The organism is Pseudomonas sp. PDNC002, assembly GCF_016919445.1.
GTDB lineage: Bacteria > Pseudomonadota > Gammaproteobacteria > Pseudomonadales > Pseudomonadaceae > Pseudomonas.
Genome location: NZ_CP070356.1, coordinates 1,197,946 through 1,223,308 on the forward strand (window position 1 = coordinate 1,197,946; position 25,363 = coordinate 1,223,308).

Genomic DNA, 25,363 nt, shown 5'->3' on the forward strand with positions numbered 1-25,363 from the left:
ATCCGCCTTTGATTAAGCCGGGGCCGCCTGGCGGCGACCCTTGGCGGATCAGAAGAAGGTGAGGCCAGCCTGGAACAGCCGCTCGACGTCGCGGATACGCTTCTTGTCGACCACGAAGAGGATCACGTGGTCGCCGGATTCGATCTGCGTCTCGCCATGGGCGATCAGCACGTCGTCGTCGCGGATCACCGCGCCGATGGTGGTGCCGGGCGGCAACTGCACTTCGTTGATCTTGCGACCGATCACCTTGCTCGACTTGGCGTCGCCGTGGGCGACCACTTCGATGGCCTCGGCCGCGCCACGGCGCAGGGAGTGCACACTCTCGATGTCGCCACGACGCACGTGGGTCAGCAGCGTGCCGATGGTGGCCAGCTGCGGGCTGATGGCGATGTCGATCTCGCCGCCCTGCACCAGATCGACGTAGGCGGGGTTGTTGATCAGCGTCATCACCTTGCGCGCGCCCAGGCGCTTGGCCAGCAGCGAGGACATGATATTGGCCTCGTCGTCGTTGGTCAGCGCGAGGAACAGGTCGGTCTCGCCGATGTTCTCCTCCAGCAGGAGGTCGCGGTCGGAGGCGCTGCCTTGCAGCACGATGGCGCTGTCCAGGTTGTCCGAGAGGTGCCGGCAGCGCGCCGGGTTCATCTCGATGATCTTCACCTGGTAGCGGTTCTCGATGGCCTCGGCCAGCCGCTCGCCGATGTTGCCGCCGCCGGCGATGATGATCCGCTTGTAGCTGTCCTCCAGCCGGCGCATCTCACCCATTACCGCGCGGATGTGAGCCTTGGCGGCGATGAAGAACACCTCGTCGTCCGCTTCGATCACCGTGTCGCCCTGGGGAATGATCGGGCGGTTACGGCGATAGATCGCCGCCACACGGGTATCGGCGTTGGGCATGTGCTCGCGCAGCTGGCGCAACTCCTGGCCCACCAGCGGGCCGCCGTAATAGGCGCGGATGCCCACCAGCTGCGCCTTGCCCTCGGCGAAGTCGATCACCTGGAGGGCGCCGGGGTATTCCACCAGGCGCTTGATGTAGTTGGTCACCACCTGCTCGGGGCTGATCAGCACGTCGACCGGGATCGCTTCGTTGTCGAACAGCCCGGCACGGGTCAGGTACGCCGCCTCGCGCACGCGGGCGATGCGCGTCGGGGTGTTGAAAAGGGTGTAGGCGACCTGGCAGGCCACCATGTTCACCTCGTCGCTGTTGGTCACCGCCACCAGCATGTCGGCGTCATCCGCGCCGGCCTGGCGCAGCACGGTGGGGAACGAGGCCTTGCCGTGGACGGTGCGGATGTCCAGGCGGTCGTTGAGGTCGCGCAGGCGTTCGCCGTCGGTGTCGACCACGGTGATGTCGTTGGCTTCGCTGGCGAGGTGCTCGGCCAGGGTTCCGCCGACCTGGCCGGCGCCGAGGATGATGATCTTCATGGGAGCGGCGTGCTTTCCGTATCGGACTGCGTTGCGCCCGCTATCAGCGGGCGGAAATCTTGATCAGCTTGGCATAGTAGAAGCCGTCATGCCCGCCCTGCTGCGGCAGCAACTGGCGGCCGTGGGGCTGCTTGATGCCCCAGGGACCGGGCAGATCCAGCTCGCGGGCGCCAGGGGTGCGACCGAGGAACGCAGCGATCTGCTCGCTGTTTTCCTGCGGCATCACCGAGCACGTGGCATAGACCATCACGCCGCCGACTTCGAGGGTCGCCCACAGCGCATCGAGTAGTTCGCCCTGCAGCTTTGCCAGCGCCTCGATGTCCTCGGCGGTGCGGGTCAGCTTGATGTCCGGATGGCGGCGGATCACCCCGGTGGCGGAGCACGGTGCGTCCAGCAGGATGCGCTGGAACGGCTTGCCGTCCCACCATTTGGCCGTATCGCGGGCGTCGGCGGCGAACAGCTCGGCTTCGAGTTGCAGGCGCGCGAGGTTCTCGCGAACGCGCACCAGGCGACTTTCCTCCAGGTCCACGGCGACCACACCGGCCAGCGCGGATTCGGCTTCCATCAGGTGGCAGGTCTTGCCGCCGGGGGCGCAGCAGGCGTCCAGCACGCGCTGGTTCGGCGCCAGCTCGAGCAGGTCGGCGGCCAGTTGCGCGGCCTCGTCCTGAACGCTGACGCGGCCTTCGGCGAAGCCGGGCAGCTCGCGCACGTCGCACGGCTGCACGAGGTTGATGCCGTCACGGCTGAACTCGCAGGCGGTGGCTTCGAAGCCGACGCGGTTGAGCTCTTCCAGATAGGCATCACGGCTGCCGTGACGGCGGTTCACCCGCAGGGTCATCGGCGGGTGGGCGTTGTTCGCGGCGCAGATGGCCTCGTACTGCTCTGGCCAGGATTTCTTCAGCGCCTTCTGCAGCCAGCGCGGGTGCGCCAGGCGTGCCGCCGGGTCCTTGTCGACCTCGGCCAGCAGGATTTCGCTCTCGCGCTGGGCGCGGCGCAACACGGCGTTGAGCAGGCCCTTGGCCCAGGGCTTCTTCAGCTTGTCCGCGCAGCCGACGGTCTCGCCGATGGCGGCGTGGGGTGGAATACGGGTGTAGAGCAACTGGTACAGGCCGACCAGCAGCAAGGCCTCGACGTCACGGTCGCCGGCCTTGAACGGTTTCTGCAGCAGGCGCGCGGCGAGGGTGGACAGGCGCGGCTGCCAGCGGGCGCTGCCGAAGGCCAGTTCCTGCACCAGGCCCCGGTCGCGTGGCTCGACGTTCTCCAGCTGGGTCGGCAGCGAGCTGCCCAGCGAGGCGCGGCCGGCGAGGACGGCGGCCAGGGCGCGGGCCGCGGCCAGACGGGGATTGGTGCTCATTGGCCCTGCCCTGGTTGACCAAGCGTCTGGCCGGGAGCGAACTGCTCGCGACGGCTGTTGAACAGATCGGCGAAGGCCAGCGGCTTGCCGCCGGGCAGTTGCAGGCGGGTCAACAGCAGCGCACCTTTACCGCAGGCGACCAACAGGCCGTCGCGGCTGGCATCGAGAATCCTGCCGGGCTCGCCCTTGCCCTGCGCGGGCTTGGCACCGAGCACCTTCAGCGCGGCGTCGCCGAGGCTGGTGTGGCAGACCGGCCACGGGGTGAAGGCGCGGATGCGGCGCTCCAGCTCGTCGGCCGGGCGCGCCCAGTCGATGCGCGCCTCTTCCTTGTTCAGCTTGTGCGCGTAGGTGGCCAGGGCGTCGTCCTGCACCTCGCCCTTGAGGGTGCCGGCGGCGAGGCCGGCGATGGCCTCGACCACGGCTTTCGGGCCGAGCTCGGCCAGGCGGTCATGCAGGCTGCCGCCAGTGTCCTCGGCGGAAATCGGTGTGCTGACCTTGAGCAACATCGGCCCGGTGTCCAGGCCCGCTTCCATCTGCATCACGGTGACGCCGCTTTCGGCATCGCCCGCCTCCACCGCGCGCTGGATCGGCGCGGCGCCGCGCCAGCGCGGCAGCAGGGAGGCGTGGCTATTGATGCAGCCCAGACGCGGGATATCCAGCACTACCTGCGGCAGGATCAGCCCGTAGGCCACCACCACCATCAGGTCCGGCTTGAACGCGGCCAGCTCCGCCTGGGCGGCGGGATCGCGCAGGGTCGGCGGCTGCAGCACGGTGAGGCCGTTCTCCAGGGCGAGCTGCTTGACCGGGCTGGGCATCAGCTTCTGGCCGCGGCCGGCCGGGCGGTCCGGCTGGGTGTAGACGGCGACGATCTCATGGGGAGTATCGAGCAGGGCCTTGAGGTGTTCGGCGGCGAATTCCGGGGTGCCGGCGAAGACGATGCGCAGTGCTTGGCTCATTATCGGGCTCACAAAAAACAAAAGGCTTGCCGGGGCAAGCCTTTGGGGGATGGGGTCACGCCTGTTGCCGGTGCTGCTTTTCCAGCTTCTTGCGGATGCGGTCGCGCTTGAGGTTGGACAGGTAATCGACGAACAGCTTGCCGTTCAAGTGATCGCACTCGTGCTGGATGCACACGGCGAGCAGGCCTTCGGCGACTTCCTCGAACGGATTGCCGTCGCGGTCCTGGGCCTTGATCTTCACCTTCTGCGGGCGGTCGACGTTCTCGTAGAAGCCGGGCACCGACAGGCAGCCTTCCTGGTACTGGTCCATCTGGTCGGTGAGGAATTCGAACTCCGGGTTGATGTAGACCCGCGGTTCGGACTTGTCTTCGGACAGGTCCATCACCACTACGCGCTTGTGCACGTTGATCTGCGTCGCCGCAAGACCGATGCCCGGCGCCTCGTACATGGTCTCGAACATGTCGTCGATCAGCGTGCGCAGGGCGTCATCGAAGACCGTGACCGGCTTGGCGATGGTCCGCAGGCGCGGATCGGGGAATTCGAGAATGTTCAGAATGGCCATATACGTTTGTGATGCACTTGTGGAATAAAGTCAAAATCGGCTGCTAATATGCTGAGCAGCATCGAAAAACGGCTGGAAAGCGCGGTAGGGGCGGCTTCCAGGCGTTTCATGTGTACACATAATAAAGGGATTCACCGCATGAGGAAAACACTACTCGCCCTGCTGCTGCTCGCCGCAGGCGGGGTGGCGCAGGCTGCCGTGCAGCTCAAGGACGGCCATCCGGATCGCTATACCGTAGTGAAGGGCGACACCCTCTGGGACATCTCCGGCAAGTTCCTCAGCAAGCCGTGGAAGTGGCCGGAAATCTGGCAGGTGAATCCGCAGATCCAGAACCCGCACCTGATCTATCCGGGTGACGAGCTGAGTCTGGTGTATATCGATGGCCAGCCACGCCTGATGCTCAACCGCGGCGCGTCGCGCGGGACCATCAAGTTGTCGCCGCGGGTGCGCAGCACCCCGATCGCCGAGGCGATCCCGACCATTCCGCTGGACAAGATCAACGCCTTCCTGCTCTCCAACCGCATCGTCGACAGCGAAGCCGTCTTCACCGACGCGCCCTATGTCGTCGCCGGCGATAACGAGAGCGTGATCACCGGCGCCGGTGACCGTGCCTACGCACGTGGCAAATCGCTGGCCGAAGAGAACAGCTACGGCATCTTCCGCCAGGCCAAGGTCTATACCGACCCGGAAACCAACGAAGTCCTGGGCATCGATGCCATGGACGTCGGTGGTGCCAACGTCACCGCCAAGGAAGACGACGTCGCCACCCTCATGTTGACCCGCACCACGCAGGAAGTCCGTCCGGGCGACCGCCTGTTCCCCACCGAGGAACGCGCGATCACCTCGACCTTCATGCCCAGCGAGCCGAGCACCCCGATCAAGGGCACCATCATCGACGTGCCGCGCGGCGTGACCCAGATCGGCAAGTACGACGTGGTGACCCTGGACAAGGGCTCCCGCGACGGCCTGGCCGAAGGCAACGTGCTGGCGATCTACAAGCTGGGCGAGACCGTGCGCGACCGCGTGACCGGCGACATGGTGAAGATCCCCGACGAGCGCTCCGGGCTGGTCATGGTGTTCCGCACCTACGGCCGCCTCAGCTACGGCCTGGTACTGACCGCCACCCGTTCGCTGGAAGTCAACGACCGCGTGCAGAATCCCTGATCGCGCAGGTCGTCTGAAAACCCCGCTTCGGCGGGGTTTTTTGTGGGCGCGATTCGGACCGGTCCGACAGCGCCGCCATTTGGCGCAGCGGCATAGTCTGGCGGATAAATGATCGCCGCAAAGGATTGCCGACATGCCCTACGATATCTCCCCCGCCGAATGTGAAGCCCGCTTGCGCCTGCACGCGCTCCCGGAGCTGGGGCCGCGCCGCTTTCGCAAATTGCTCGCCGCCTTCGACTCGGCATCCGCCGCACTGAGCGCACCGGCGGCCGCCTGGCGCTCGCTCGGCTTGCCCGCCGAGTCCGCCGAGCAGCGACGTGACCCGCGCATCCGTGAATTGGCCGCCACGGCGCTGCACTGGCTGGATGCGCCCGAACATCATCTGGTGATGTGGGATGGCGCCACCTACCCGGCGCTGCTGGCCGAGCTGACGGACGCCCCGCCCCTGCTGTTCGTCGCTGGTGATGCCACGCTGCTGGAACGCCCGCAACTGGCGATGGTGGGTAGCCGCCGGGCCAGCAAACCGGGGCTGGACACGGCCCGCGCGTTCGCCCGCAGCCTGGCCGGCGGTGGCTTTGTAATCACCAGCGGCCTGGCCCTCGGCATCGACGGTGCGGCCCACGAGGGCGCGTTGCAAGCATCCGGCAAGACCGTCGCGGTGCTCGGCACCGGGCTGGAGCACATCTATCCACGCCGTCACCTGGACTTGGCCCAACGCATCGTCGAAGGTGGCGGCGCGCTGGTCTCGGAGCTGCCACTGCACGCCACGCCGCAGGCGGCGAACTTTCCGCGGCGCAATCGGATCATCAGTGGCCTGTCCGTCGGCACCCTGGTGGTGGAGGCCAGCCCGTCCAGTGGCTCGCTGATCACTGCGCGCCTGGCTGCCGAGCAAGGCCGCGAGGTCTACGCGATTCCGGGCTCCATCCACCATTCCGGTGCGCGCGGTTGCCACGAACTGATCCGCCAGGGCGCGACACTGGTGGAAACCGTCGAGCACATTCTCGAGGGCCTGCAGGGCTGGACGGGGTCCGTACCCATTCAGCCGGCTCCGGCTCTTGCGCCGCATCCGCTGGTCGACCTGCTGTGCGCGGCGCCGCAGAGCAGCGAGCAACTGGCCGCCAACAGTGGGCAGGACCTGCCTTCGGTGCTGGCCGCGCTGACCGAACTGGAGCTGGACGGACGGGTGGCGTGCGAGGCGGGGGGCTGGGTGCATCGTGCTCCGTGAGCACGTAAACTGCCGCGCACCGAGATCCGAGGAGTTCCCGATGTACAGCAACTGGCGTACCCAGCGCGTGGCCAAGGTCGTGCGCGATGGCGGTGTGATCGCTTATCCGACCGAAGCCGTCTGGGGCCTGGGCTGCGACCCGTGGAGCGCCGATGCCGTGTATCGCCTGCTGGCGATCAAGGCGCGGCCGGTGGAAAAGGGCATGATCGTGGTGGCCGGCGACATCCGCCAGTTCGACTTCCTCCTCGAAGACCTGCCCGAAGCCTGGCAGGACAAGCTCGCCGCCAGTTGGCCCGGCCCGAACACCTGGCTGGTGCCGCACCAGGGACGCCTGCCGGAATGGGTGACGGGTGAACACGATACCGTCGCCCTGCGCGTCACCGATCACCCATTGGTGCGCGAGCTGTGCCGCTATACAGGCCCGCTGATCTCCACCTCCGCCAACCCCGCCGGGCGCCCGGCCGCGCGCAGCCGGCTGCGTGTCGAGCAGTACTTCCGTGGCGAGCTGGACGGCGTGCTCGGCGGCGCACTGGGCGGCCGCCGCAATCCGAGCCTGATTCGCGACCTGCGCACCGGCGAGACCGTAAGACCGTCCTGATCCCGTAGGAGCGGATCTTGTCCGCGAAGCTGGCCGGAAGGCCGGCAACTGGAGATCGCACCGCTCTCGCGGTGATCGCGGAGAAGCTCCGCTCCTACGAAAGTATCGTGCTTTACGGCAACAGAATGGTAGAGCCGGTGGTGCGCCGCGCCGCCAATTCGGTCTGTGCCTTGGCCGCATCGGCCAGGGCGAAGCGCTGGTTGATCTCCACCTTCACCTTGCCGCTGGTGATCATGCCGAACAGATCGTCGGCCATCGCCTGCAGGCGTTCCGGCGTGCTCGCATAGCCGAACAGGGTCGGGCGGGTGACATACAGCGAGCCCTTCTGCGAGAGGATGCCCAGGTTCACCCCGTCCACCGGGCCTGATGCATTGCCGAAGCTCACCACCAGGCCGCGCGGCGCGGTGCAGTCCAGCGAGGTCAGCCAGGTGTCCTTGCCCACCGAGTCATAGACCACCGGGCACTTCTTGCCATCGGACAGCGCCAGCACGCGTTCCACCACGTTCTCGTGGCTGTAGTCGATGGTTTCCCAAGCGCCGTGGGCTTTCGCCAGTTCAGCCTTGGCGGCGGAGCTGACGGTACCGATCAGGTGCGCGCCGATAGCCTTGGCCCACTGGCAGGCGATCAGTCCGACGCCGCCGGCGGCCGCGTGCCAGAGAATGGTCTGGCCGGGCTGCACGTTGTAGGTCTGGCGCAGCAGGTATTGCACGGTCAGGCCCTTGAGCATCACCGCGGCAGCCTGCTCGAAGGTGATGGCGTCCGGCAGTTTCACCACGCTGGCGGCGGGTAGAGTGTGCTGCTCGCTGTAGGCACCCAGCGGGCCCGTGGCGTAGCCGACGCGGTCGCCGACTTTCACGTTGGTCACTGCGCTGCCGACTGCTTCCACCTCGCCGGCACCTTCGGTGCCCACGCCCGAGGGCATCGCCGGCGCGGGATACAGGCCGCTGCGGTAATAGGTGTCGATGAAGTTCAGGCCGATGGCGCGGTTGCGCACCCGCACCTCGTTGGGGCCGGGATCGGCTGGGGTGTAGTCGACCAGTTCGAGGACTTCCGGGCCGCCGGTCTTGGCGAATTGAACACGCTTGGCCATGTCGTTCTCCTGAATGACGGGGCGTCGACGAGGTCGGCGCCGCTCTGGGAAAAGACTTTCATCCAAGCCGGACGCTTGACCGCCGTCAAGGCCAGCTTTCCCGGCGAGGGTGGTATGCTTGCGCCCGTTTTCGCCCCTAAATACCGCTCCGGCCCGCGCCACGCGTGGCTTTCCCGCTCCAAGGTGATTCTCGTGACCGACCGCATCGAGGCCGTGAAGGCCTACCTGCTCGACCTGCAAGACCGCATCTGCGCCGCACTCGAAGCCGAGGATGGCAGCGCAAGTTTCGTCGAAGACGCCTGGCAGCGTCCGGCCGGCGGTGGCGGTCGTACCCGGGTGATCGGCGATGGTGCGTTGATCGAGAAGGGCGGCGTGAACTTCTCCCACGTCTTCGGCGCCGGCCTGCCGCCGTCCGCCAGCGCGCATCGTCCGGAACTGGCCGGCCGCGGCTTCCAGGCGCTGGGTGTGTCGCTGGTGATCCACCCGACCAACCCCCACGTGCCGACTTCCCACGCCAACGTGCGCTTCTTCATCGCCGAGAAGGAAGGCGAAGAGGCCGTGTGGTGGTTCGGCGGCGGCTTCGACCTGACGCCCTACTACGCCCACGAAGAAGACTGCGTGCTCTGGCACCAGGTCGCCCGCGATGCTTGCGCACCCTTCGGCGAGGACGTCTATCCGCGCTACAAGGAATGGTGCGACCGCTACTTCCACATCAAGCACCGCAACGAACCGCGCGGTGTCGGCGGCCTGTTCTTCGACGACCTGAACCAATGGGATTTCGACACCAGCTTCGCCTTCCTGCGCGCCATCGGCGATGCCTACATCGACGCCTACCTGCCCATCGTGCGCAAGCGCAAGAACACGCCGTACACCGAGCAGCAGCGCGAATTCCAAGCCTTCCGCCGCGGCCGCTACGTCGAGTTCAACCTGGTCTACGACCGCGGCACCCTGTTCGGCCTGCAGTCGGGCGGCCGCACCGAGTCGATCCTCATGTCCCTGCCGCCTCAGGTGCGCTGGGGTTATGACTGGAAGCCGGAGCCGGGTAGCGAGGAAGCGCGGCTGACCGAGTACTTCCTTACTGATCGGGACTGGTTGGCGCAGGGCTGACCTGCCCTTGTAGGAGCGGAGCTTCTCCGCGACCAGGCCGACCGGCCAGTGGTTGAGGATTGCACCGCTGCCGCGGTGATCGCGGAGAAGCTCCGCTCCTACAAAAGCCATTCCGAATGGCCCGGCGGCTCTAACTATCCGTGGCGCGCCCTTGCAGGCTTGGCAGCGTGGGGGGAAACCGGCACTCTCTCGGCCTTTCGATTTTCACGCTCAGGATTCCCCAATGGACCGCTACTGCGTCTTCGGCAACCCCATCGGCCACAGCAAGTCGCCGCAGATTCACCGTCTGTTCGCCGAGCAGACCGGTCAGGCGCTGAGCTATGACGCGCGATTGGCGCCGTTGGACGACTTCGCCGCGAACGCCCGCGAGTTCTTCGAACAGGGCCTGGGCGGCAACGTCACCGTGCCGTTCAAGGAAGACGCCTACCGCCTGGCCAGCGAGCTGAGCGAGCGTGCTCGGCGGGCCGGTGCGGTGAATACCCTGAAGAAGCTCGACGGTGGCGGTCTGCTGGGCGACAACACCGACGGCGCCGGGCTGACTCGCGACCTGACGGTGAACCACGGCGTCGTCCTGCACGGTGCGCGCATCCTGGTGCTGGGCGCCGGTGGCGCGGTACGCGGCATTCTAGAACCCTTCCTGGCCGAGCAGCCGGCCTGCATCGTGATTGCCAACCGCACGGCGTCCAAGGCTGCGCAACTGGCCGGGGAGTTCAAGGATCTGGGCGACGTGCGCGGCGGCGGTTTCGACCTCAAGGGCGAGCCCTTCGACCTGATTGTCAACGGCACCTCGGCTTCCCTGGCCGGTGAACTGCCGCCCATCGACCCGGCGCTGATCAAGCCGGGCCATACCGTCTGCTACGACATGATGTACGGCAAGGACATCACCGCCTTCAACCGCTGGGCCGCCGAGCACGGCGCGGCGCGCTGCATCGACGGGCTGGGCATGCTGGTGGAGCAGGCGGCGGAGGCTTTCCTGCTGTGGCGCGGCGTGCGGCCGGATTCGGCGCCGGTGCTGGAAGAGTTGCGGCGGCAGCTGAAAGGCTGATTTGGATCGCCGGTTCTGCCGGCGATGATCGCGGACGAGCACGCAACCTTCGTCGGGACGCTGGCGCAGCGTTTCGTCGACTGGCTGCAGGCGGAACTGGAGCAGGACCGATGACCGACACACCGATCAAGGATTTCCACGCCCACGTCTATTTCGACGCGAGCAGCATTGAGCGCGCCCGGGCGCTGTGCGAAGAGGCCGCGCGCCGGTTCGGCGCGAAGATGGGCCGGGTGCATGAGCGACCGGTCGGACCGCATCCGGACTGGAGCTGCCAGCTGGCCTTCGACAACGCCACCTTCGCCACCCTGGTGCCGTGGCTGGCGCTGAATCGCGATGGCCTGGTGATCTTCGTCCATCCCAACACCGGCGATGACCTGCGCGACCACCGCGACCACGGCCTGTGGATGGGCGAAGTGCGCCCGCTGGACCTCTCGCAGTTCACGAGCTGACACGTTTTTGCATTCGATAATAATTCTCGATTCGGTGTATGCTGCCGTCCCTTCGCATCGGTCTGACAGACGTTGGCCGGTTTTTCGGGGTATTTCGGCCATCATGCGGCGCTTCGCCTCCTCCTCCCTGCTGCAGAGCTTCCAGGCGCATTACGCGGACCTGATGCGCTTCCTTGCGCGGCGGTTGGGCGACAATCAGCGCGCGGCGGACGTGGCCCAGGACACCTGGCTGCGCCTGGCCGACCACCCTGCCGAAGCCGAGGTGCAGGACCCCCGCGCCTACCTGTTCCGTGTCGCCGGCAACATCGCCATCGACAACCTGCGCCGCGAGGGCCGGCTGGCCGAGTTGCACGTCGATGAAGCGGCCGCCAATGACCTTAGCGATCCCGCTTCCGGGCTGGAGCACCGCCTGCTCGCCCATGAGGCGCTGGAACACCTCGACGCCGCCCTCGACCAGTTGCCGCCGAATGCTCGCGCTGCACTGCTGATGAACCGCCTCGACGGCCTGACCCATGCGCAAATCGCCCAGCGCCTGGGCGTTTCCGAGAGCATGGTGGGCAAGTACATCGTCCAGGCCATGCGCCATTGCCGGGACTGGGCGCAGCGCCAGGGGGACGCGCCATGAGCTGCGTCGAACAGAACCTGCTGGGCGATGAAGCCATCGAGCGCCTGGTGCAACTGCATTCGGGCAGTGCTGGCGCTGGCGAGCGCATGGACTTCCTGCGCTGGCGCGGGCAGAGCCCGGAACACGAGCGCGCCGCCCGCGAGGCCGAGGCGCTGTGGGGTGCCTTGCCGGAAACCCGCCATGCCGAGGATTATCGCCGTCGCACCCGGCGTCCGCGCCGCTGGCTGGCGTTGGCCGCGGCGGCCTGTGTCGGAGCGATTGCCGTAACCATTGCCCTGCCCGAACCGTTGGCGGGCGTGTATGCCGACTACGCCACCCGTACCGGAGAGCGGCGGATGCTGGCGTTGGACGATGGCAGCCGCGTGTGGCTGAACAGCGACAGCGCGCTGTCCGTGGACTTCAGCCCACAGCAGCGGCGCCTGCGCCTGCACACCGGCGAAGCCCTGTTTGAGGTGGCGAAAGATCCCGCGCGGCCCTTCATCGTCGAGGCCCGGGGCGGCGAGGTTCGCGCCGTGGGTACGCGCTTCGACGTCGACAGCCGCGGGCCGCAGGTGCGCGTCGACGTGACCGAAGGCGTGGTGCAGGTGAATAGCGCCGGCAGCGCGCCGGTGCGGCTGTCCGCAGGCGAGCGCCTGAGTTACCGCGAGCGTGTCGCGCCCGAGCCGGCGCAGCCGCTGGACCTGTCCAGCGCCAGTGCCTGGCAGCGCGGCAAGCTGATCTTCAACCAGCGGCCGCTGGGCGAGGTGCTCGATGAACTGGAGCGCTACGTGCCCGGGCGCATCGTGCTGACCGACAGCGCGCTGCGCCAACACAAGGTCAGCGGTGTGTTCGACCTGCAGGACCCTGGCGCCTTGCTCAAGACGCTGGAGCGGCTGCAGCCGGTGACGGTCACGCATCTGCCGTGGCTGGTGCTGATCCGCCCGGCGCCCAAGGCCTGACGATCTGCTCCTACGAGATGCTTCTGCGCTTGGGTCGGCCCTCACCCTGACCCTCTCCCAGGGGGAGAGGGGACTGTCCTGAGCGAGCTGCTCATTCGGCGTTAGCCGGCTGACTCAGAAACATCCCCAAAGCGCCGAACGGCTCCCTCTCCCCTTGGGAGAGGGCCGGGGTGAGGGGAAAGCATCGGCACGGGCTTCCCGAGAAAGACAGTTGCTCCTACGGAGTGAAATTGGCGCCGGTCTCAGCTGCTCCACCCAGGAAAATGAAAATATTTTTCATTCAGCACTGCAAGGTTTGCATGACCGTTTCGTCGTAGGCAGGAACGCGAAAAATTCTCAATACGCGACCCTGCCACACAAGAACGGATTTCACCCGCATGCATTACCGTCCTTCCCCGCTGCACCGCGCGATTCTGCTCGCTTCCCTGCTCGGCGCCGCCGCGCCCGTCGTCCACGCCGCGAACGCTGCCGCCGTCGAACTGCACATCGCCCCGCGCAGCCTGGACAGTGCCCTGACCCAGTTCGCCGACCAGGCAGGGCTGTACCTGCTGTTCAATTCCGAGGACATCCAGGGCCTGCAGAGCGAAGGGCTGGACGGTACCTACACGACCGAGGAAGCGCTCAACCAACTGCTCTCCGGCAGTGGCGTGAGCTGGCGCTTCACCGACGAGCGCACCGTGCTGCTCAAGCGCGAGAAGGACGATTCCGCCGCCCTGAGCCTGGCGCCGATGCAGATCAGCGTGGCGGCGCGCACGCCCACCGACATCAGCTCGATCCCCGGCACCGTCTGGGTGGTCGACCAGACCCAGCTGCGCGAACAGCTCGACACCGGCGTCAGCCTGAAGGAGGCCGTGGGAAAGCTGGTTCCCGGTCTTGACCTGGCGCCCGAGGGCCGCACCAACTACGGCCAGAACATGCGCGGGCGCAACGTGCTGGTGATGATCGACGGCGTCAGCCAGAACAGCTCGCGCGGCCTGTCGCGGCAGTTCGACAGCATCTCGCCGTTCAACGTCGAGCGCATCGAAGTGCTCTCCGGCGCCAGCGCGATCTACGGCGGCGGCGCCACCGGCGGCATCATCAACATCATCACCAAGAAGGGCGCGGCGGGTGATGCGCGCTTCGAGACGCAGCTGGGCGCCACCAGCGGCTTCAACAACAGCGATGACCTGTCGACCCGCGCTGCGCAGTCCATCAGCGGCGGCAACGACCGCGTAGCTGGCCGCCTGGGCGTCTCGGCGGAGAAGAACGAAGCCTTCTACGACGGCGGCGGCAACCAGATCTTCATCGACAACACCCAGACCGACCTGCAGTACAACCGCACCGTCGACGTGATGGGCAACCTCACCGCGCAGTTCACCGACGAGCAGAGCCTCGACCTGCTGGCGCAGTACTACGATTCGGGCAACGACGGCAGCACCGGCATCTACTTTCCCAACCTGAAGTACCAGGGCCCGTCGAACCTGGAAGACGCGGAAATCCGCAGCGGAATGGACACCGATCTCGAGCCGCGTTCGCGCCGCGTGCTGCTCAATGCCAACTACCACCACAGCAACCTGCTGGAGCAGGACTTCTACCTGCAGGCGTACTACCGCAAGGAAGACGACAACTTCTATCCCTTCCCCTACTACAACACCGGCAAGCCGACCGGCTCCAAGGGCGTGTACTTCGCCGGCTCGCAGCAGAACTTCGAGGTCAGCGGCCTGAAGGGCCTGTTCAGCAAGCAGTGGGATGCGTTCAAGTTCACCTATGGCGTGGACCTCGACCACGAGCGCTTCAACGCCGAGCAGAAGGTCTTCGACCAGCGCCTGTCCTCCGAGAGCGGTGGCCTGGACCTGGAAACCGCCAGCAGCGCGCCGCGCTACCCGAGCTACATCGTCGACGGCCTGTCCTTCTACGGCCAGCTGGACTGGAAGGCCACCGACAACCTGACCATCTCCGGCGGCGCGCGCCACCAGAAGATGGACGTCGAGGTGGACGACTTCAAAGGCGTGCCCGGCGGCAGCAACGACTACCAGGTCAACCTGTTCAACCTCGGCGCGATCTACGACTTCAAGAACGGCCATCAGGTCTGGACCAACTACAGCGAAGGCTTCGACCTGCCCGACCCGGCCAAGTACTACGGCAAGGCGGGCCTGTCGGTGGACGACAACCCGCTGGCCGGCATCAAGAGCCGCCAGGTCGAGACCGGCTGGCGCTACAGCGACATGCAGTGGCAGACCCAGGCGGCGGTCTACTACATCTGGTCGGACAAGATCATCACCACCGACGCGGCGACCCTGACCATCGATGTGGAAGACCAGAAGAGCCGCGACTTTGGCTTCGAGGGCGCGGTTACCCGTTACTTCGAGAACGGCTGGCAGGGCGGCACCACGCTGCACCTGGTGCGCTCGGAAGAAGAGGATGCCGATGGCGACTGGATCAAGCGTGATGCGCGCTATGCGTCGCTGTCCAAGTCCACCGCGTTCGTCGGCTGGGGCGATGGTGAGCGCAGTGCCCGCCTGCAGGCCCAGCACGCGTTCAACCTGAAGGACGATGCGGACCACGAGATCGACGGCTACACCACCTTCGACCTGATGGGCGAGCAGAAGACCGGCTTCGGCACCTTCAGCGCCGGTATCCAGAACCTGCTGGACAAGCAGTACAGCACCGTCTGGGGCCAGCGCGCCGCGCTGTTCTATTCGCCGACCTATGGGCCGGCCTATCTCTATGACTACCAGGGCCGCGGCCGCACCTTCACCCTGGGCTGGAGCCTGGAATATTGAGCGTCTGAAAGCGCTCTCTCTGAAAAGACTCAGGCCACCTTTCCGGTGGCCTGATCGAGGGTTTCCACTATGCCGCCGCTAAGCCTTCGGCAGTGGCATAAAAGCACTTCGCCGAGCAGCTGCAATGAGGGTGTGGCGAAGTAGTCCAGCAGGGCTTCCTCGTCTTTCCAGCTGCCTTGCAGCAGCCACGGCTGGCCGTTCTCACGGGCGACCAGCTGGCAGCGCAGGCACCCCGGCGCGCGGCGTGCGCCGTCGACCAGGTTGTCGATCAAGGCGCCGAGTTCCGCCTCGTGCCCCAGCCGGGGGTGGATCTGCAATTCGTGTTCGATGGGTGTTTGCCAGTGCATGTCCTGTCCTCCGCGTTACGCCGAAGAAGTCCGAAGTGGCTCCTCGGACGACTGACAGCAAGCGTACGGCCCCGCCAGGCTCGGGCGTTATCCAGATGCTGCCGCCTTCTTGCCTGATCCTGCGGCAGTTTCGCCAACCTCTGTAACAGGCCGTTTCCGGTCCATGCACCGCCACGGTGCGCGCGTGGATAGCGCTGCGGCTTGTCCATTCCTGCCGATTGCTTGCCTGATCCTCCAGCGGCTGCCTTACTGACACACTGGGCGCTGCGCCGTGGGCGTAAGCTTCGAGCGCCGCCACTGGAGGTCCTGTGCATGTCCCAGTCCGTTCCCGCCTACGATCCCATTGCCGCCGGCCGCCAGGAGCTGGCCGACATCATCCAGCGCCACTGCCAAGGTGAAGGTGTCTTCGAGACCGCCATCGATTCCCTGCTGGTCGGTCGCAGCGACTGCCCCCACGAGGGCCGCATGCCGACCCTCTATCGCCCCGCCCTGTGCGTGATCGCCCAGGGCTGCAAGGAAGTACGCCTGGGCAGCGAGGTGTATCGCTACGACGAACTCAACCTGCTGGTGGTGTCGGTGACGCTGCCGGTATCCGGCCAGGTGATCGAGGCTTCGCCGGAGAAGCCCTACCTGTCCATCCGCCTGGACATCGACCCCGGCGAGCTGACCCGGCTGATCGCCGAGGCTGGCCTCGCCGGCAGCGCGCCGCGCCCGGCCAGCCGGGGCATCTACCTGCAGCGTCTGGACTGTACGGTGCTCGACGCCCTGCTGCGCCTGATGCGCCTGCTGGATACGCCGCGCGACATCGACATGCTCGCGCCGCTGTTCGTCCGCGAGATCCTCTATCGCCTGCTGCGCGGCCCGCAGGGCCACCTGCTGCACGACCTGGCGATGACCGACAGCCAGACCCACCGCGTCACCCGTGCCATCGAGTGGCTCAACCGCAACTACGACAAGTCCCTGCGCATCGAGGACCTGGCCCGCGAGGTGAACCTCAGCGTGTCCACCCTGCACCACCGGTTCAAGGAAGTGACCGCCCTGAGCCCGCTGCAATACCAGAAGCAGCTGCGCCTGCAGGAAGCGCGGCGGCTGCTGCTCTCCGAGGGGCTGGAAGTGGCAGTGGCCGGGCATCGCGTCGGCTACGAGAGCCCGTCGCAGTTCAGCCGCGAATACAGCCGCCTGTTCGGCGCGCCGCCGCTGCGCGACCTGGCGAGCCTGCGCGGTGCCTTGGACAGCGAGGCCGTGCCGGCGTAATCCGCAGGCCAGAAAGCTCGCGTAGGAGCGGACTTCGTCCGCGATCGATTTCCGGGCGCTCCGAGCCGGCCGGTTACACATCGCGGACAGAGTCCGCTCCTACGGGTGATTCAGCTGGGCATTGGCGCGTTGAATTTCCCCCTCACCCCAGCCCTCTCCCTGAGGGAGAGGGGGCGTTCGGCGTGCGATGAAACGACGGAGCCAGCCGGCGGGCTCCGAGCTTTCAAGACACTTGGGACAGTCCTCTCTCCCTCAGGGAGAGGGGGCGTTCGGCGTGCGATGAAACGACGGAGCCAGCCGGCGGGCCCCGAGCTTTCAAGACACTCGGGACAGTCCCCTCTCCCTCTGGGAGAGGGTTAGGGTGAGGGCATGCCCAGGCACCCAAAGCCGGCAATCAGCGCTCGTAAAGCTCCAACGGCAACTCATCCGGGTCGGCGAAGAAGGTAAAGCGCTTGCCGGTCAGCTCGTCCTCGCGGATCGGCTCACACGCCACGCCATGGTTTTGCAGATGCGCGACGGCGGCTTCGAGATCGTCCACGGCGAAGGCCAAATGGCGCAGTCCCTGCGCCTCGGGATAGGAAGGCCGTGGCGGCGCGCCGGGGAAGGAGAACAGTTCCAGCTGGATATCGCCCAACGCCAGGTCGAGCTTCCAGGAGTCGCGGGCTTCGCGATAGGTCTCGGCGATCACCGCCAGGCCGAGCACCCGGGTATAGAAGTGTTTCGAGCGCGCGTAGTCCGAGCAGATCAGGGCGACGTGGTGGAGGCTGTGCAGCAGGGCCATGGCGGTGGGCTTCGTCCGGGTGGGGATCGCCCTATCCTGCCAGCCGTGCCCTGGCGGTCAATGCTGGCGCTGTGAAGTCGTTCGCTGCTGGCGCTGGAGCGATAGCATTACGCCTGCTAGCATGCGGCCGCCAACCCTCAAATAACGGTCGACAGGACGTCCCCCGTACGGCCGCACTCGAAAGGAATCCGCATGAAGAAGACCGCACTGGCCATCGCTATTCCCGTCGCCATCGTCGGCGCCGCCGTTGCCGGCGCCTGGTACACCGGTACCCGCGTCGAGCAGGAAGTGAACAGCGGCATCGCCCAGGCTAATGAGCTGCTCAAGCAGGAAGCGCCGGGCCTGGGCGCCAGCCTCACCCTGGTGGACATCCAGCGTGGCCTGTTCTCCAGCACCGCGCGCTACAACGTCACCTTCGCCGCGAAGGACGGCGAGGCGCCGCAGACCCTGGTCTTCACCGATCGCCTCGAGCACGGTCCCTTCCCGGCCTCGCGCCTGGCGGCCGGCAAGCTGGCGCCGGTCATGGCGCAGAGCCATTTCGCCCTGGAGCAGAACGAACTCACCGCTCCGCTGTTCACCGCCGCTGGCGGCAAGGCGCCGCTGTTCGGCGAGCTGACCCTCCATTACGACCAGAAGCAGGACGGCGTGATCGAAACCGCCGCCCTGGAATTCGCCAAGGAAAGCGACAAGGTTCGCCTGTCCCCCGCCAAGATCACTTTCAACGTGTCCGGCGACAAGAAGGACGTCAGCGCCGTCGGTAACCTCGCCGAGGTGGACCTGGACTTCACCGACGAGAACAGCGGCCAGCCGGCGCGCGTGCAACTGCGCGACCTGGGCATGCAGGGCGACAAGAAGGAGAACGCCAATGGCTTCGCCCTGGGCCCCAGCTCCGCCACCATCAAGAGCCTGAGCATCAAGTCGCCGGGCTCCCCGGAAGTCGAACTGCGCGACGCCGTCGTCGAGGAAACCCTCAAGCAAGGCGGCAAGGGCCTGGACCAGAGCGTCTCCTACCGCGTCGGCAAGGTCGTGGTGCAGGGCCAGGAAATCGGCGGCGTGAAGCTGGACCTGAGCCTGCGCAACCTCGACGAGGGCGTGCTCAAGACCTTCAAGGAGTCCTACAACAAGATGGCCCTGGACAGCCTGGAAAGCACCGAGCTGAAGCCCGAGCAGGAAGAGGAACTGAAGAAGCTCGGCCTGGCCCTGCTGGAAGGCTCGCCGGTGCTGTCGCTGGACGAGCTGTCCCTGCAGACCGCCCATGGCGTGGCCAAGGCGTCCTTCTCGGTCGACCTGCGCAAGCCCAATGCCGCCGCTGCCACCCCGGACGAGATGGCCCGCAGCATCCTGGCCGCGCTCAAGGCTGACCTGAAGGTGGACAAGGCGGTGATCGGCGACATCGTCGCGCTGCAAGGTTCCCTGGGTGGCGAGGCCGCTGGCAGCGTCGACCCGGTGGCGCTCAAGCAGCAGTCCGACGCCATGACTGATCTGTTCAGCGGCATGGCCCTGAACTCGCAGTGGGCCGTGCTCGATGGCAATGCCCTGTCCAGCTCGCTGGCCTACGCCAACGACCAGGTGAAGTTCAACGGCAAGGACATGAGCGTGCCGGAGTTCATGGCCTTCGCCATGGGCTCCGCACAAGGCCTGGGCCTGGGCGGCGGCGCTGCTGCCGGTGCCGAGGAAGAGCCGCAGGAAGAAAGCGTGGAGTAAGCCGCGCCTGGAACGAAAAAAAGCCCGGCATTCGCCGGGCTTTTTTATGCATGTGGTGTTCACGGGAGTTTCGGTGCGAAAGCTTCCCTTCTCCCCTGCCCTGGCTGCGCGCCCCGCTCCGAAGGGAGAGGGCGTATTCGTGTGAAGCGCGGGATTCAAGTGATTCTGATGCGTCGATTCCAGAATGGAACTGTGGCGACGCTCCGCTCCGATCCGGTCCCCTCTCCCTTCGGAGCGGGGCGCGCAGCCAGGGTTAGGGAGAGGGTGCCAAGAGCGGCACCGCGGATTCAGCGAGCGTTGCGCACACCTTCGGCCAGCTGACGACACAGGCCGAGTACGCCCTGCACCGCATCGGCGGAGCTGGTCGCTTCGGCGATCTTGTCGATCAGCGCCGAACCTACCACCACACCGTCGGCCAGGCGCGCGATGCTCGCCGCGTGTTCGGCGGTGCGGATGCCGAAGCCGATGGAGACCGGCAGGTCGGTATGGCGGCGCAGGCGCGCCACGGCTTCCTCGACGTGTTCCAGGGTCGCCGCGCCGGCGCCGGTCACGCCGGCTACCGAGACGTAGTAGACGAAGCCCGAGCTGCCATCGAGCACGGTCGGCAAGCGCTTGTCGTCGGTGGTCGGGGTGGTCAGGCGGATGAAGTCGATGCCCGCGGCCTGGGCCGGGTGGCAGAGGTCTTCGTTGTGCTCCGGCGGCAGGTCCACGACGATCAGGCCGTCGACGCCGGCTTCCTTCGCGTCGGCGATGAACTTGTCCACGCCGTAGTAGTGGATGGGGTTGAAGTAGCCCATCAGCACCAGCGGCGTGGTGTCGTTGCCGGCGCGGAATTCGCGGACCATCTTCAGCGTCTTGGCCAGGTTCTGGCCGTTGCCCAGGGCGCGGATATTGGCCAGCTGGATCGCCGGGCCGTCGGCCATCGGGTCGGTGAACGGCATGCCCAGCTCGATCACGTCGGCGCCGGCTTCGGGCAGGCCCTTGAGGATGTCCAGCGAGGTGGAGTAGCCCGGGTCGCCGGCGGTGATGAAGGTCACCAGGGCGGCGCGGTTCTGCTGCTTGAGTTCGGCGAAGCGGGTCTGCAGGCGGCTCATGCTTGCGGCTCCTGTTGCATGTGGTGCATGACGGTCTGCATGTCCTTGTCGCCACGACCGGACAGGTTCACCACCATGATGTGGTCCTTGGGCAGGTTCGGCGCGCGCTTGAAGACTTCGGCCAGGGCGTGGGAGGACTCCAGCGCCGGGATGATGCCTTCCAGGCGGCAGCACTGGTGGAACGCGTCGAGGGCTTCGTGATCGGTGATCGAGGTGTACTCGACGCGGCCGATGTCATGCAGCCACGCGTGTTCCGGGCCGATGCCGGGGTAGTCCAGGCCGGCGGAAATGGAGTGCGCGTCGATGATCTGGCCGTCCTCGTCCTGCAGCAGGAAGGTACGGTTGCCGTGCAGCACTCCGGGTACGCCGCCGTTCAGGCTGGCTGCGTGCTTGCCGGTCTCGATGCCGTGGCCGGCGGCTTCGACGCCGATGATCTTGACGCTGGCGTCATCGAGGAACGGGTGGAACAGGCCCATGGCGTTGGAGCCGCCGCCGATGCAGGCGACCAGCGAATCGGGCAGGCGCCCTTCCTTCTCAGCCAGCTGCTCGCGGGTTTCCTTGCCGATCACCGCCTGGAAGTCGCGGACCATCGCCGGGTACGGGTGCGGGCCAGCCACGGTGCCGATCAGGTAGAAGGTGTTGTGGACGTTGGTCACCCAGTCGCGCAGGGCTTCGTTCATCGCGTCCTTCAGGGTGCCGGTGCCGGAGACGACCGGGATCACTTCGGCGCCGAGCAGTTTCATGCGGAATACGTTGGCCTGCTGCCGATCGATGTCGGTGGTGCCCATGAAGATCACGCATTCCATGCCGAAGCGCGCGGCCACGGTGGCGGTGGCCACGCCATGCATGCCGGCGCCGGTCTCGGCGATGATGCGTTTCTTGCCCATGCGCTTGGCCAGGAGGATCTGGCCGATGCAGTTGTTGATCTTGTGCGCGCCGGTGTGGTTCAGCTCTTCGCGCTTCAAGTAGATCTTCGCGCCGCCGCAGTGCTCGGTCAGGCGCTCGGCGAAGTACAGCGGGCTCGGGCGACCGACGTAGTCGCGCTGGAAGTAGGCAAGCTCCTTCTGGAACTCCGGATCGTCCTTGGCCTTCTCGTACTCGCGGGCCAGGTCGTGGATCAGCGGCATCAGGGTCTCGGCGACGTACTGGCCGCCGAAGTGGCCGAACAGGCCCTTGGCGTCTGGACCGGTGCGCAGTGTGGACATGGGATCACTCCTGGTTGGAACCTGCCTCTTTCCGAGACATTGTGTCTGGGCTTCCCCTCTCCCCAGCCCTCTCCCTGAAGGGAGAGGGAGCCGTATGTGCCGGCTGATACCAAGGTTTCATCCTGCACCGAACGGTCCCCTCTCCCGCTTGCGGGAGAGGGTTAGGGAGAGGGGCTCTGATCTTGTAGGGGCGGACCATGGCGGCGCGGCGCCTACGAATGGCACTCAGGATACGGCTGTGTGATGACGGGGAAAAGCGATAAGATCGCTATGACATGTCAGAAAAACTCACAGGTTGAATGCCATGAGCCGCGACCTTCCGCCCCTCAATGCCCTGCGCGCCTTCGAAGCTGCTGCCCGCCTGCGCGGCGTGAGCGCAGCGGCGGATGAGCTGAGTGTCACCCACGGGGCGATCAGCCGGCAGATCCGCCTGCTGGAGGAAGAACTGGGCGTCACCCTGTTCGTCAAGGAAGGACGCGGCGTAAAACTCACCGATGCCGGCGTACGCCTGAGCGAAGTGGCCAGCGAATCCTTCGAGCGCCTGCGCAGTGTCTGCGCCGAGCTGCGCCGCCAGGCTGGCGGTGACGCGCCGTTCGTCCTCGGTTGCCCCGGCAGTCTGCTGGCGCGCTGGTTCATCCCGCGCCTGGACCGCCTGAACCGTGACCTGCCCGACCTGCGTCTGCAGCTTTCCGCCAGCGATGGCGACCTCGATCCACGGCGTGGCGGCCTCGATGCCACCCTGTGCTTCGCCGCGCCGCCGTGGCCTGCGGACATGCGCGTGCTGGAACTGGCGGTGGAGCGCATCGGCCCGGTACTCAGCCCGCGCTCACCGCGCTTCGAGCAGTTGAGTTCGGCTCCGGCCGAGGCGCTGCTGGGCGAATCGCTGCTGCACACTGTCTCGCGTCCGCAAGCGTGGCCGGAGTGGGCGGCACGCCACGGTCTTGAGCCATCGCGGCTGAAGCTCGGCCAGGGTTTCGAGCACCTCTATTACCTGCTGGAAGCCGCGGTGGCCGGGCTGGGCGTGGCCATCGCGCCGCAGCAACTGGTCGCAGACGATCTCGCAGCCGGCCGCCTGGCCGCGCCCTGGGGCTTCGTCGAGACCACCGCGCGGCTCGCGCTGTGGGTGCCCGAGCGCCGCGCCGATCCGCGCGCCGAGCGCCTGGCGCAATGGCTGCGCCAGGAACTGGGCTGAGCGTGCCTCAGAACTCCGGCGTGTATTTCACGCTGAACATCAGGTTGCGCGGGTCGCCGAAGTTGTTGGCGCCATCGGCCGCCGCGTAACCGGGCAGGTAGTAGCGCTTGTCGAACAGGTTGTTGGCGTTCACCGCCAGCTCGACTTCCGGCGTCAGGCGATAGCCCAGGCGCGCGCTCCAGACGGTGAAACCGGGCACGTCGAACTCGCGGTCGAAGCTCACGGTGTGGCTCTGGGTGACGAAGCCAAGGCCCGTGCTGACGCGATTCCAGTCGCCCGGCAGCTGGTAGTCGGCCCACATCCGCAGCATGTGCTTGGGCGTCCACTGGCTGAACACGCGGCCCTTGTTCTCCGGGTCGTCGAGGAACTTGGTGGTGTTGTAGGTGTAGCCGGCGAACAGTTGCAGGTCGCGCAGCACCTCGCCGCTCACCTCGGCCTCGATGCCCTGGCTGCGCACCTTGCCGGAGGCGGTGGAGCAGTACCAGCCGTCGCAGGCGTAGCCAGAGGACTCGTCGAGCACCGCGCGGTTCTTCTGGTCGTAGCGGAACACCGCCAGCGAGGTATTCACCCGGCCATCCAGCAGCTCGCCCTTCAGGCCTACCTCGTAGTTGGTGCCGATCACCGGTTCGAGCATCTTCTGCTGCGCATCGCGTGCGCTCTGCGGTTCGAACACGTCGGTATAGCTGGCGTAGGCCGACCATTCGGGCGTCAGCGCGTAGACCAGGCCGAAGTACGGCGTGACTTCGCCGGTCTCGGTCATGCTGTCGGTGTAGTCGTCGTCCGGCAGGTTGTAGGCGTAGTCGTACCAGCTCACCCGGCCACCGACGACGGCGGTCAGCGGCTCGGCGAGCTTCACCCGCCAACTGCTGTACAGGCCCTTCTGGCGGATGTCGTAGTCGGCGTTGACGGAGCGTCCGCCCGGCGAGGAGAGGATGTCGTCCAGGCTCGGCTTGGGGCGGTGGTGATCGATGTCGAAGATGTTGCCGCCGGGGACGAAGCGCCGCGCGTAGAAGTCGTCCGTGGTGTACTTGGAGTAGTTGCCGCCGAGGATCAGTTCCTGCTCCAGCGAGAACGCCTCGAATTTGCCGTCGAGGTACATGTCCAGGCCGATCCTGGTGGACTCGAAGTTGGTGATCCAGTCGGCGAAGTTCAGCCCGCTGCCATCGGGCTGCACATCCCCGTGCATGCGCTGGTGGGTCGAGTCGTTGTGTTCGCGCATGCGCACGGCGGCGGCTTTGAATTTCCAATTGTCATCGAAGCGGTGCGTCAGGTCGGCGTAGACGGTGGTCTGCTCGATGTCGTTGCTGTTCCAGGTCGCACCGCTGTAGGTGGAGCGCGAGAAGCCGATGTCGCTGCCGTCCGGATAGCGTGGAAGGCCGCGCATCATCGGGCGCGAGTCCAGGTCGGAATCGCTGAAGCCGATGCCGACCGTGGTGTCCGGGCTCAGGTCGAAGTCCAGCGCGCCATACAGCGAGGTGGTCTTGCTCCACACGTAGTCGGTGAAGGAGTGGGTGTCGTCCTGGTCGGCCACCATGCGCCCGCGAATCGTGCCGCTGTCGTTCAACGGGCCGCCCACATCGGCCTGCAGGCCGTAGTGGTCCCATGATCCCGCCTTGCCGGTGAAGGTGGCGGTAGGGGTGTTCTGCCCGCGCTTGCGCACCAGGTTGATGGCGCCGCCGGGGCTGCCGGCGCCCTGCAACAGGCCGGAGGCGCCACGGAGGATTTCCACGCGGTCGAAGAACACCAGGTCCTGGTTCGCCCAGTTGCCCAGCACGTAGGTATTGCGCGGGACCGGCACGCCGTCGTACTGCCAGTCGTCGATCTGGAAGCCGCGCGAGGAAATCACCATGCCCGGGCCGATACCGGTGGCGCCGACCAGACCGGTGGTGTGGTTGACCGCATCGCGCAGGTCGGTGATGTCCTGGTCGTCCAGTTGCTTGCGGGTGATCACGGTGACGGACTGCGGGATGTCTTTCAGAGCGTGCTCGCCCTTGCCGATGGTGGTGGCCCGCGCGGCGTAGGAACCGCTGCCCTCGGTGGTAGCGTCCAGGCCCTGGCCGGTCACCGTGGTGCTGTCCATTTCCAGCGCGCTGCCAGTGGTCGCCGGTTCCACACTGTAGGCGCCGCTGGCGGTGACTTTGAGTTGCAGGTTGCTGCGCGACAGGGCGCGTTGCAGCGCCTCCTCCACGCTCAGCTCGCCACTGATGGCGGGTGCCTGGTGGCCGCGTACCAGGGCCGGGTCGAGCGAGATCACCTCGCCGCTCTGCCGGGCGATGGCGTTCAGCGTGGTGCCCAGGCTGGCGGCGGGCAGGTCGAAGTGCAGGGTTTGCGCGGCCAGCAGTTGCGGGCTGGCGACGGCCAGAGCGAGGGCGGTGACGAGGGCGCGGGGCCAGGGTGAAGGCACGTTTCTCTCCTGAGAATAAGTCGTATTCAGGAGCTAGGTGCGATGACGGGGAAAAACCGGACAGCCACCGTGAAGTTTTTTTCCG

Annotated in this window: 22 protein-coding genes; 12 read left to right on the forward strand and 10 right to left on the reverse strand. The window is 66.5% G+C overall.

The window, feature by feature from the left end:
* Positions 1 to 48: 48 nt before the first annotated feature.
* The 4 genes from trkA to def are packed head-to-tail and all read right to left on the reverse strand — an operon-like array spanning position 49 to position 4,294.
* Positions 49 to 1,422, reverse strand: a complete 1,374-nt coding sequence (gene trkA / locus JVX91_RS05495) for a Trk system potassium transporter TrkA (RefSeq protein ID WP_205338353.1) — start codon at positions 1,420 to 1,422, stop codon at positions 49 to 51.
* A gap of 43 nt (positions 1,423 to 1,465) precedes the next feature.
* Positions 1,466 to 2,776: a 16S rRNA (cytosine(967)-C(5))-methyltransferase RsmB gene (gene rsmB / locus JVX91_RS05500; protein ID WP_205338354.1), complete on the reverse strand. Its 1,311-nt coding sequence runs from the start codon at positions 2,774 to 2,776 to the stop codon at positions 1,466 to 1,468.
* Entirely contained in the window at positions 2,773 to 3,732 is a 960-nt protein-coding gene (fmt, locus tag JVX91_RS05505; protein WP_205338355.1) for a methionyl-tRNA formyltransferase, read from the reverse strand. Before fmt ends, rsmB begins: the two co-directional genes overlap by 4 nt.
* 55 nt (positions 3,733 to 3,787) lie before the next feature.
* Positions 3,788 to 4,294 (reverse strand): peptide deformylase, encoded by a 507-nt coding sequence (gene def / locus JVX91_RS05510; protein ID WP_205338356.1) that lies wholly within the window; start codon positions 4,292 to 4,294, stop codon positions 3,788 to 3,790.
* Between the two features lie 138 nt (positions 4,295 to 4,432).
* Here def and JVX91_RS05515 point away from each other — a divergent pair, with 138 nt between their 5' ends.
* The 3 genes from JVX91_RS05515 (at position 4,433) to JVX91_RS05525 (ending at position 7,281) form a co-directional block, all read left to right on the forward strand.
* A complete protein-coding gene (locus JVX91_RS05515) occupies positions 4,433 to 5,458 on the forward strand; it encodes a LysM domain-containing protein (protein ID WP_205338357.1) in 1,026 nt (341 codons plus the stop codon).
* Positions 5,459 to 5,591: 133 nt separating this feature from the next.
* On the forward strand, positions 5,592 to 6,683 hold the full coding sequence (gene dprA, locus JVX91_RS05520) for a DNA-processing protein DprA (protein WP_205338358.1): 1,092 nt from the start codon (positions 5,592 to 5,594) through the stop codon (positions 6,681 to 6,683).
* Positions 6,684 to 6,723: 40 nt separating this feature from the next.
* On the forward strand, positions 6,724 to 7,281 hold the full coding sequence (locus tag JVX91_RS05525; protein ID WP_205338359.1) for an L-threonylcarbamoyladenylate synthase: 558 nt from the start codon (positions 6,724 to 6,726) through the stop codon (positions 7,279 to 7,281).
* Between the two features lie 112 nt (positions 7,282 to 7,393).
* Here JVX91_RS05525 and JVX91_RS05530 read toward each other — a convergent pair whose 3' ends face one another.
* Entirely contained in the window at positions 7,394 to 8,371 is a 978-nt protein-coding gene (locus JVX91_RS05530) for an NADPH:quinone reductase (RefSeq protein WP_205338360.1), read from the reverse strand.
* Between the two features lie 192 nt (positions 8,372 to 8,563).
* Here JVX91_RS05530 and hemF point away from each other — a divergent pair, with 192 nt between their 5' ends.
* The 6 genes from hemF (at position 8,564) to JVX91_RS05560 (ending at position 15,297) form a co-directional block, all read left to right on the forward strand.
* Positions 8,564 to 9,478: an oxygen-dependent coproporphyrinogen oxidase gene (hemF, locus tag JVX91_RS05535; protein ID WP_205338361.1), complete on the forward strand. Its 915-nt coding sequence runs from the start codon at positions 8,564 to 8,566 to the stop codon at positions 9,476 to 9,478.
* 223 nt (positions 9,479 to 9,701) lie between these two features.
* Positions 9,702 to 10,523 (forward strand): shikimate dehydrogenase, encoded by an 822-nt coding sequence (gene aroE / locus JVX91_RS05540; protein WP_205338362.1) that lies wholly within the window; start codon positions 9,702 to 9,704, stop codon positions 10,521 to 10,523.
* 110 nt (positions 10,524 to 10,633) lie between these two features.
* Positions 10,634 to 10,972: a DOPA 4,5-dioxygenase family protein gene (locus JVX91_RS05545; RefSeq protein WP_205338363.1), complete on the forward strand. Its 339-nt coding sequence runs from the start codon at positions 10,634 to 10,636 to the stop codon at positions 10,970 to 10,972.
* Positions 10,973 to 11,075: 103 nt separating this feature from the next.
* Complete coding sequence (locus tag JVX91_RS05550; protein ID WP_205338364.1) at positions 11,076 to 11,597, forward strand: sigma-70 family RNA polymerase sigma factor; 522 nt, start codon at positions 11,076 to 11,078, stop codon at positions 11,595 to 11,597.
* Complete coding sequence (locus tag JVX91_RS05555; RefSeq protein WP_205338365.1) at positions 11,594 to 12,535, forward strand: FecR family protein; 942 nt, start codon at positions 11,594 to 11,596, stop codon at positions 12,533 to 12,535. The genes JVX91_RS05550 and JVX91_RS05555 overlap by 4 nt, the downstream gene beginning before the upstream one ends.
* A gap of 377 nt (positions 12,536 to 12,912) precedes the next feature.
* Positions 12,913 to 15,297, forward strand: coding sequence for a TonB-dependent receptor (locus tag JVX91_RS05560; protein ID WP_205338366.1), 2,385 nt, complete (start codon positions 12,913 to 12,915; stop codon positions 15,295 to 15,297).
* 29 nt (positions 15,298 to 15,326) lie between these two features.
* Here JVX91_RS05560 and JVX91_RS05565 read toward each other — a convergent pair whose 3' ends face one another.
* Complete coding sequence (locus JVX91_RS05565; protein WP_205338367.1) at positions 15,327 to 15,644, reverse strand: antibiotic biosynthesis monooxygenase family protein; 318 nt, start codon at positions 15,642 to 15,644, stop codon at positions 15,327 to 15,329.
* A gap of 312 nt (positions 15,645 to 15,956) precedes the next feature.
* Here JVX91_RS05565 and JVX91_RS05570 point away from each other — a divergent pair, with 312 nt between their 5' ends.
* The gene (locus JVX91_RS05570; RefSeq protein WP_205338368.1) at positions 15,957 to 16,898 is read left to right on the forward strand and encodes an AraC family transcriptional regulator; all 942 of its coding nucleotides are present in this window, start codon (positions 15,957 to 15,959) and stop codon (positions 16,896 to 16,898) included.
* Between the two features lie 394 nt (positions 16,899 to 17,292).
* On the opposite strand, the gene JVX91_RS05575 is transcribed toward JVX91_RS05570, so the two are convergent.
* The gene (locus JVX91_RS05575; protein WP_205339937.1) at positions 17,293 to 17,673 is read right to left on the reverse strand and encodes a VOC family protein; all 381 of its coding nucleotides are present in this window, start codon (positions 17,671 to 17,673) and stop codon (positions 17,293 to 17,295) included.
* A gap of 198 nt (positions 17,674 to 17,871) precedes the next feature.
* Between JVX91_RS05575 and JVX91_RS05580 the strand changes: the two genes are divergently transcribed.
* The gene (locus JVX91_RS05580; RefSeq protein WP_205338369.1) at positions 17,872 to 19,383 is read left to right on the forward strand and encodes a YdgA family protein; all 1,512 of its coding nucleotides are present in this window, start codon (positions 17,872 to 17,874) and stop codon (positions 19,381 to 19,383) included.
* A gap of 287 nt (positions 19,384 to 19,670) precedes the next feature.
* Here the strand turns inward: JVX91_RS05580 and trpA are convergent, their stop codons facing one another.
* Together trpA and trpB are read right to left on the reverse strand one after the other, a co-directional pair.
* Positions 19,671 to 20,477 (reverse strand): tryptophan synthase subunit alpha, encoded by an 807-nt coding sequence (gene trpA, locus JVX91_RS05585; RefSeq protein WP_205338370.1) that lies wholly within the window; start codon positions 20,475 to 20,477, stop codon positions 19,671 to 19,673.
* Entirely contained in the window at positions 20,474 to 21,682 is a 1,209-nt protein-coding gene (gene trpB / locus JVX91_RS05590; RefSeq protein ID WP_205338371.1) for a tryptophan synthase subunit beta, read from the reverse strand. The genes trpA and trpB overlap by 4 nt, the downstream gene beginning before the upstream one ends.
* 304 nt (positions 21,683 to 21,986) lie before the next feature.
* Between trpB and JVX91_RS05595 the strand changes: the two genes are divergently transcribed.
* Positions 21,987 to 22,874, forward strand: coding sequence for a LysR family transcriptional regulator (locus JVX91_RS05595; protein ID WP_205338372.1), 888 nt, complete (start codon positions 21,987 to 21,989; stop codon positions 22,872 to 22,874).
* Between the two features lie 7 nt (positions 22,875 to 22,881).
* On the opposite strand, the gene JVX91_RS05600 is transcribed toward JVX91_RS05595, so the two are convergent.
* Positions 22,882 to 25,278, reverse strand: coding sequence for a TonB-dependent siderophore receptor (locus JVX91_RS05600; RefSeq protein ID WP_205338373.1), 2,397 nt, complete (start codon positions 25,276 to 25,278; stop codon positions 22,882 to 22,884).
* Positions 25,279 to 25,363: the final 85 nt, after the last annotated feature.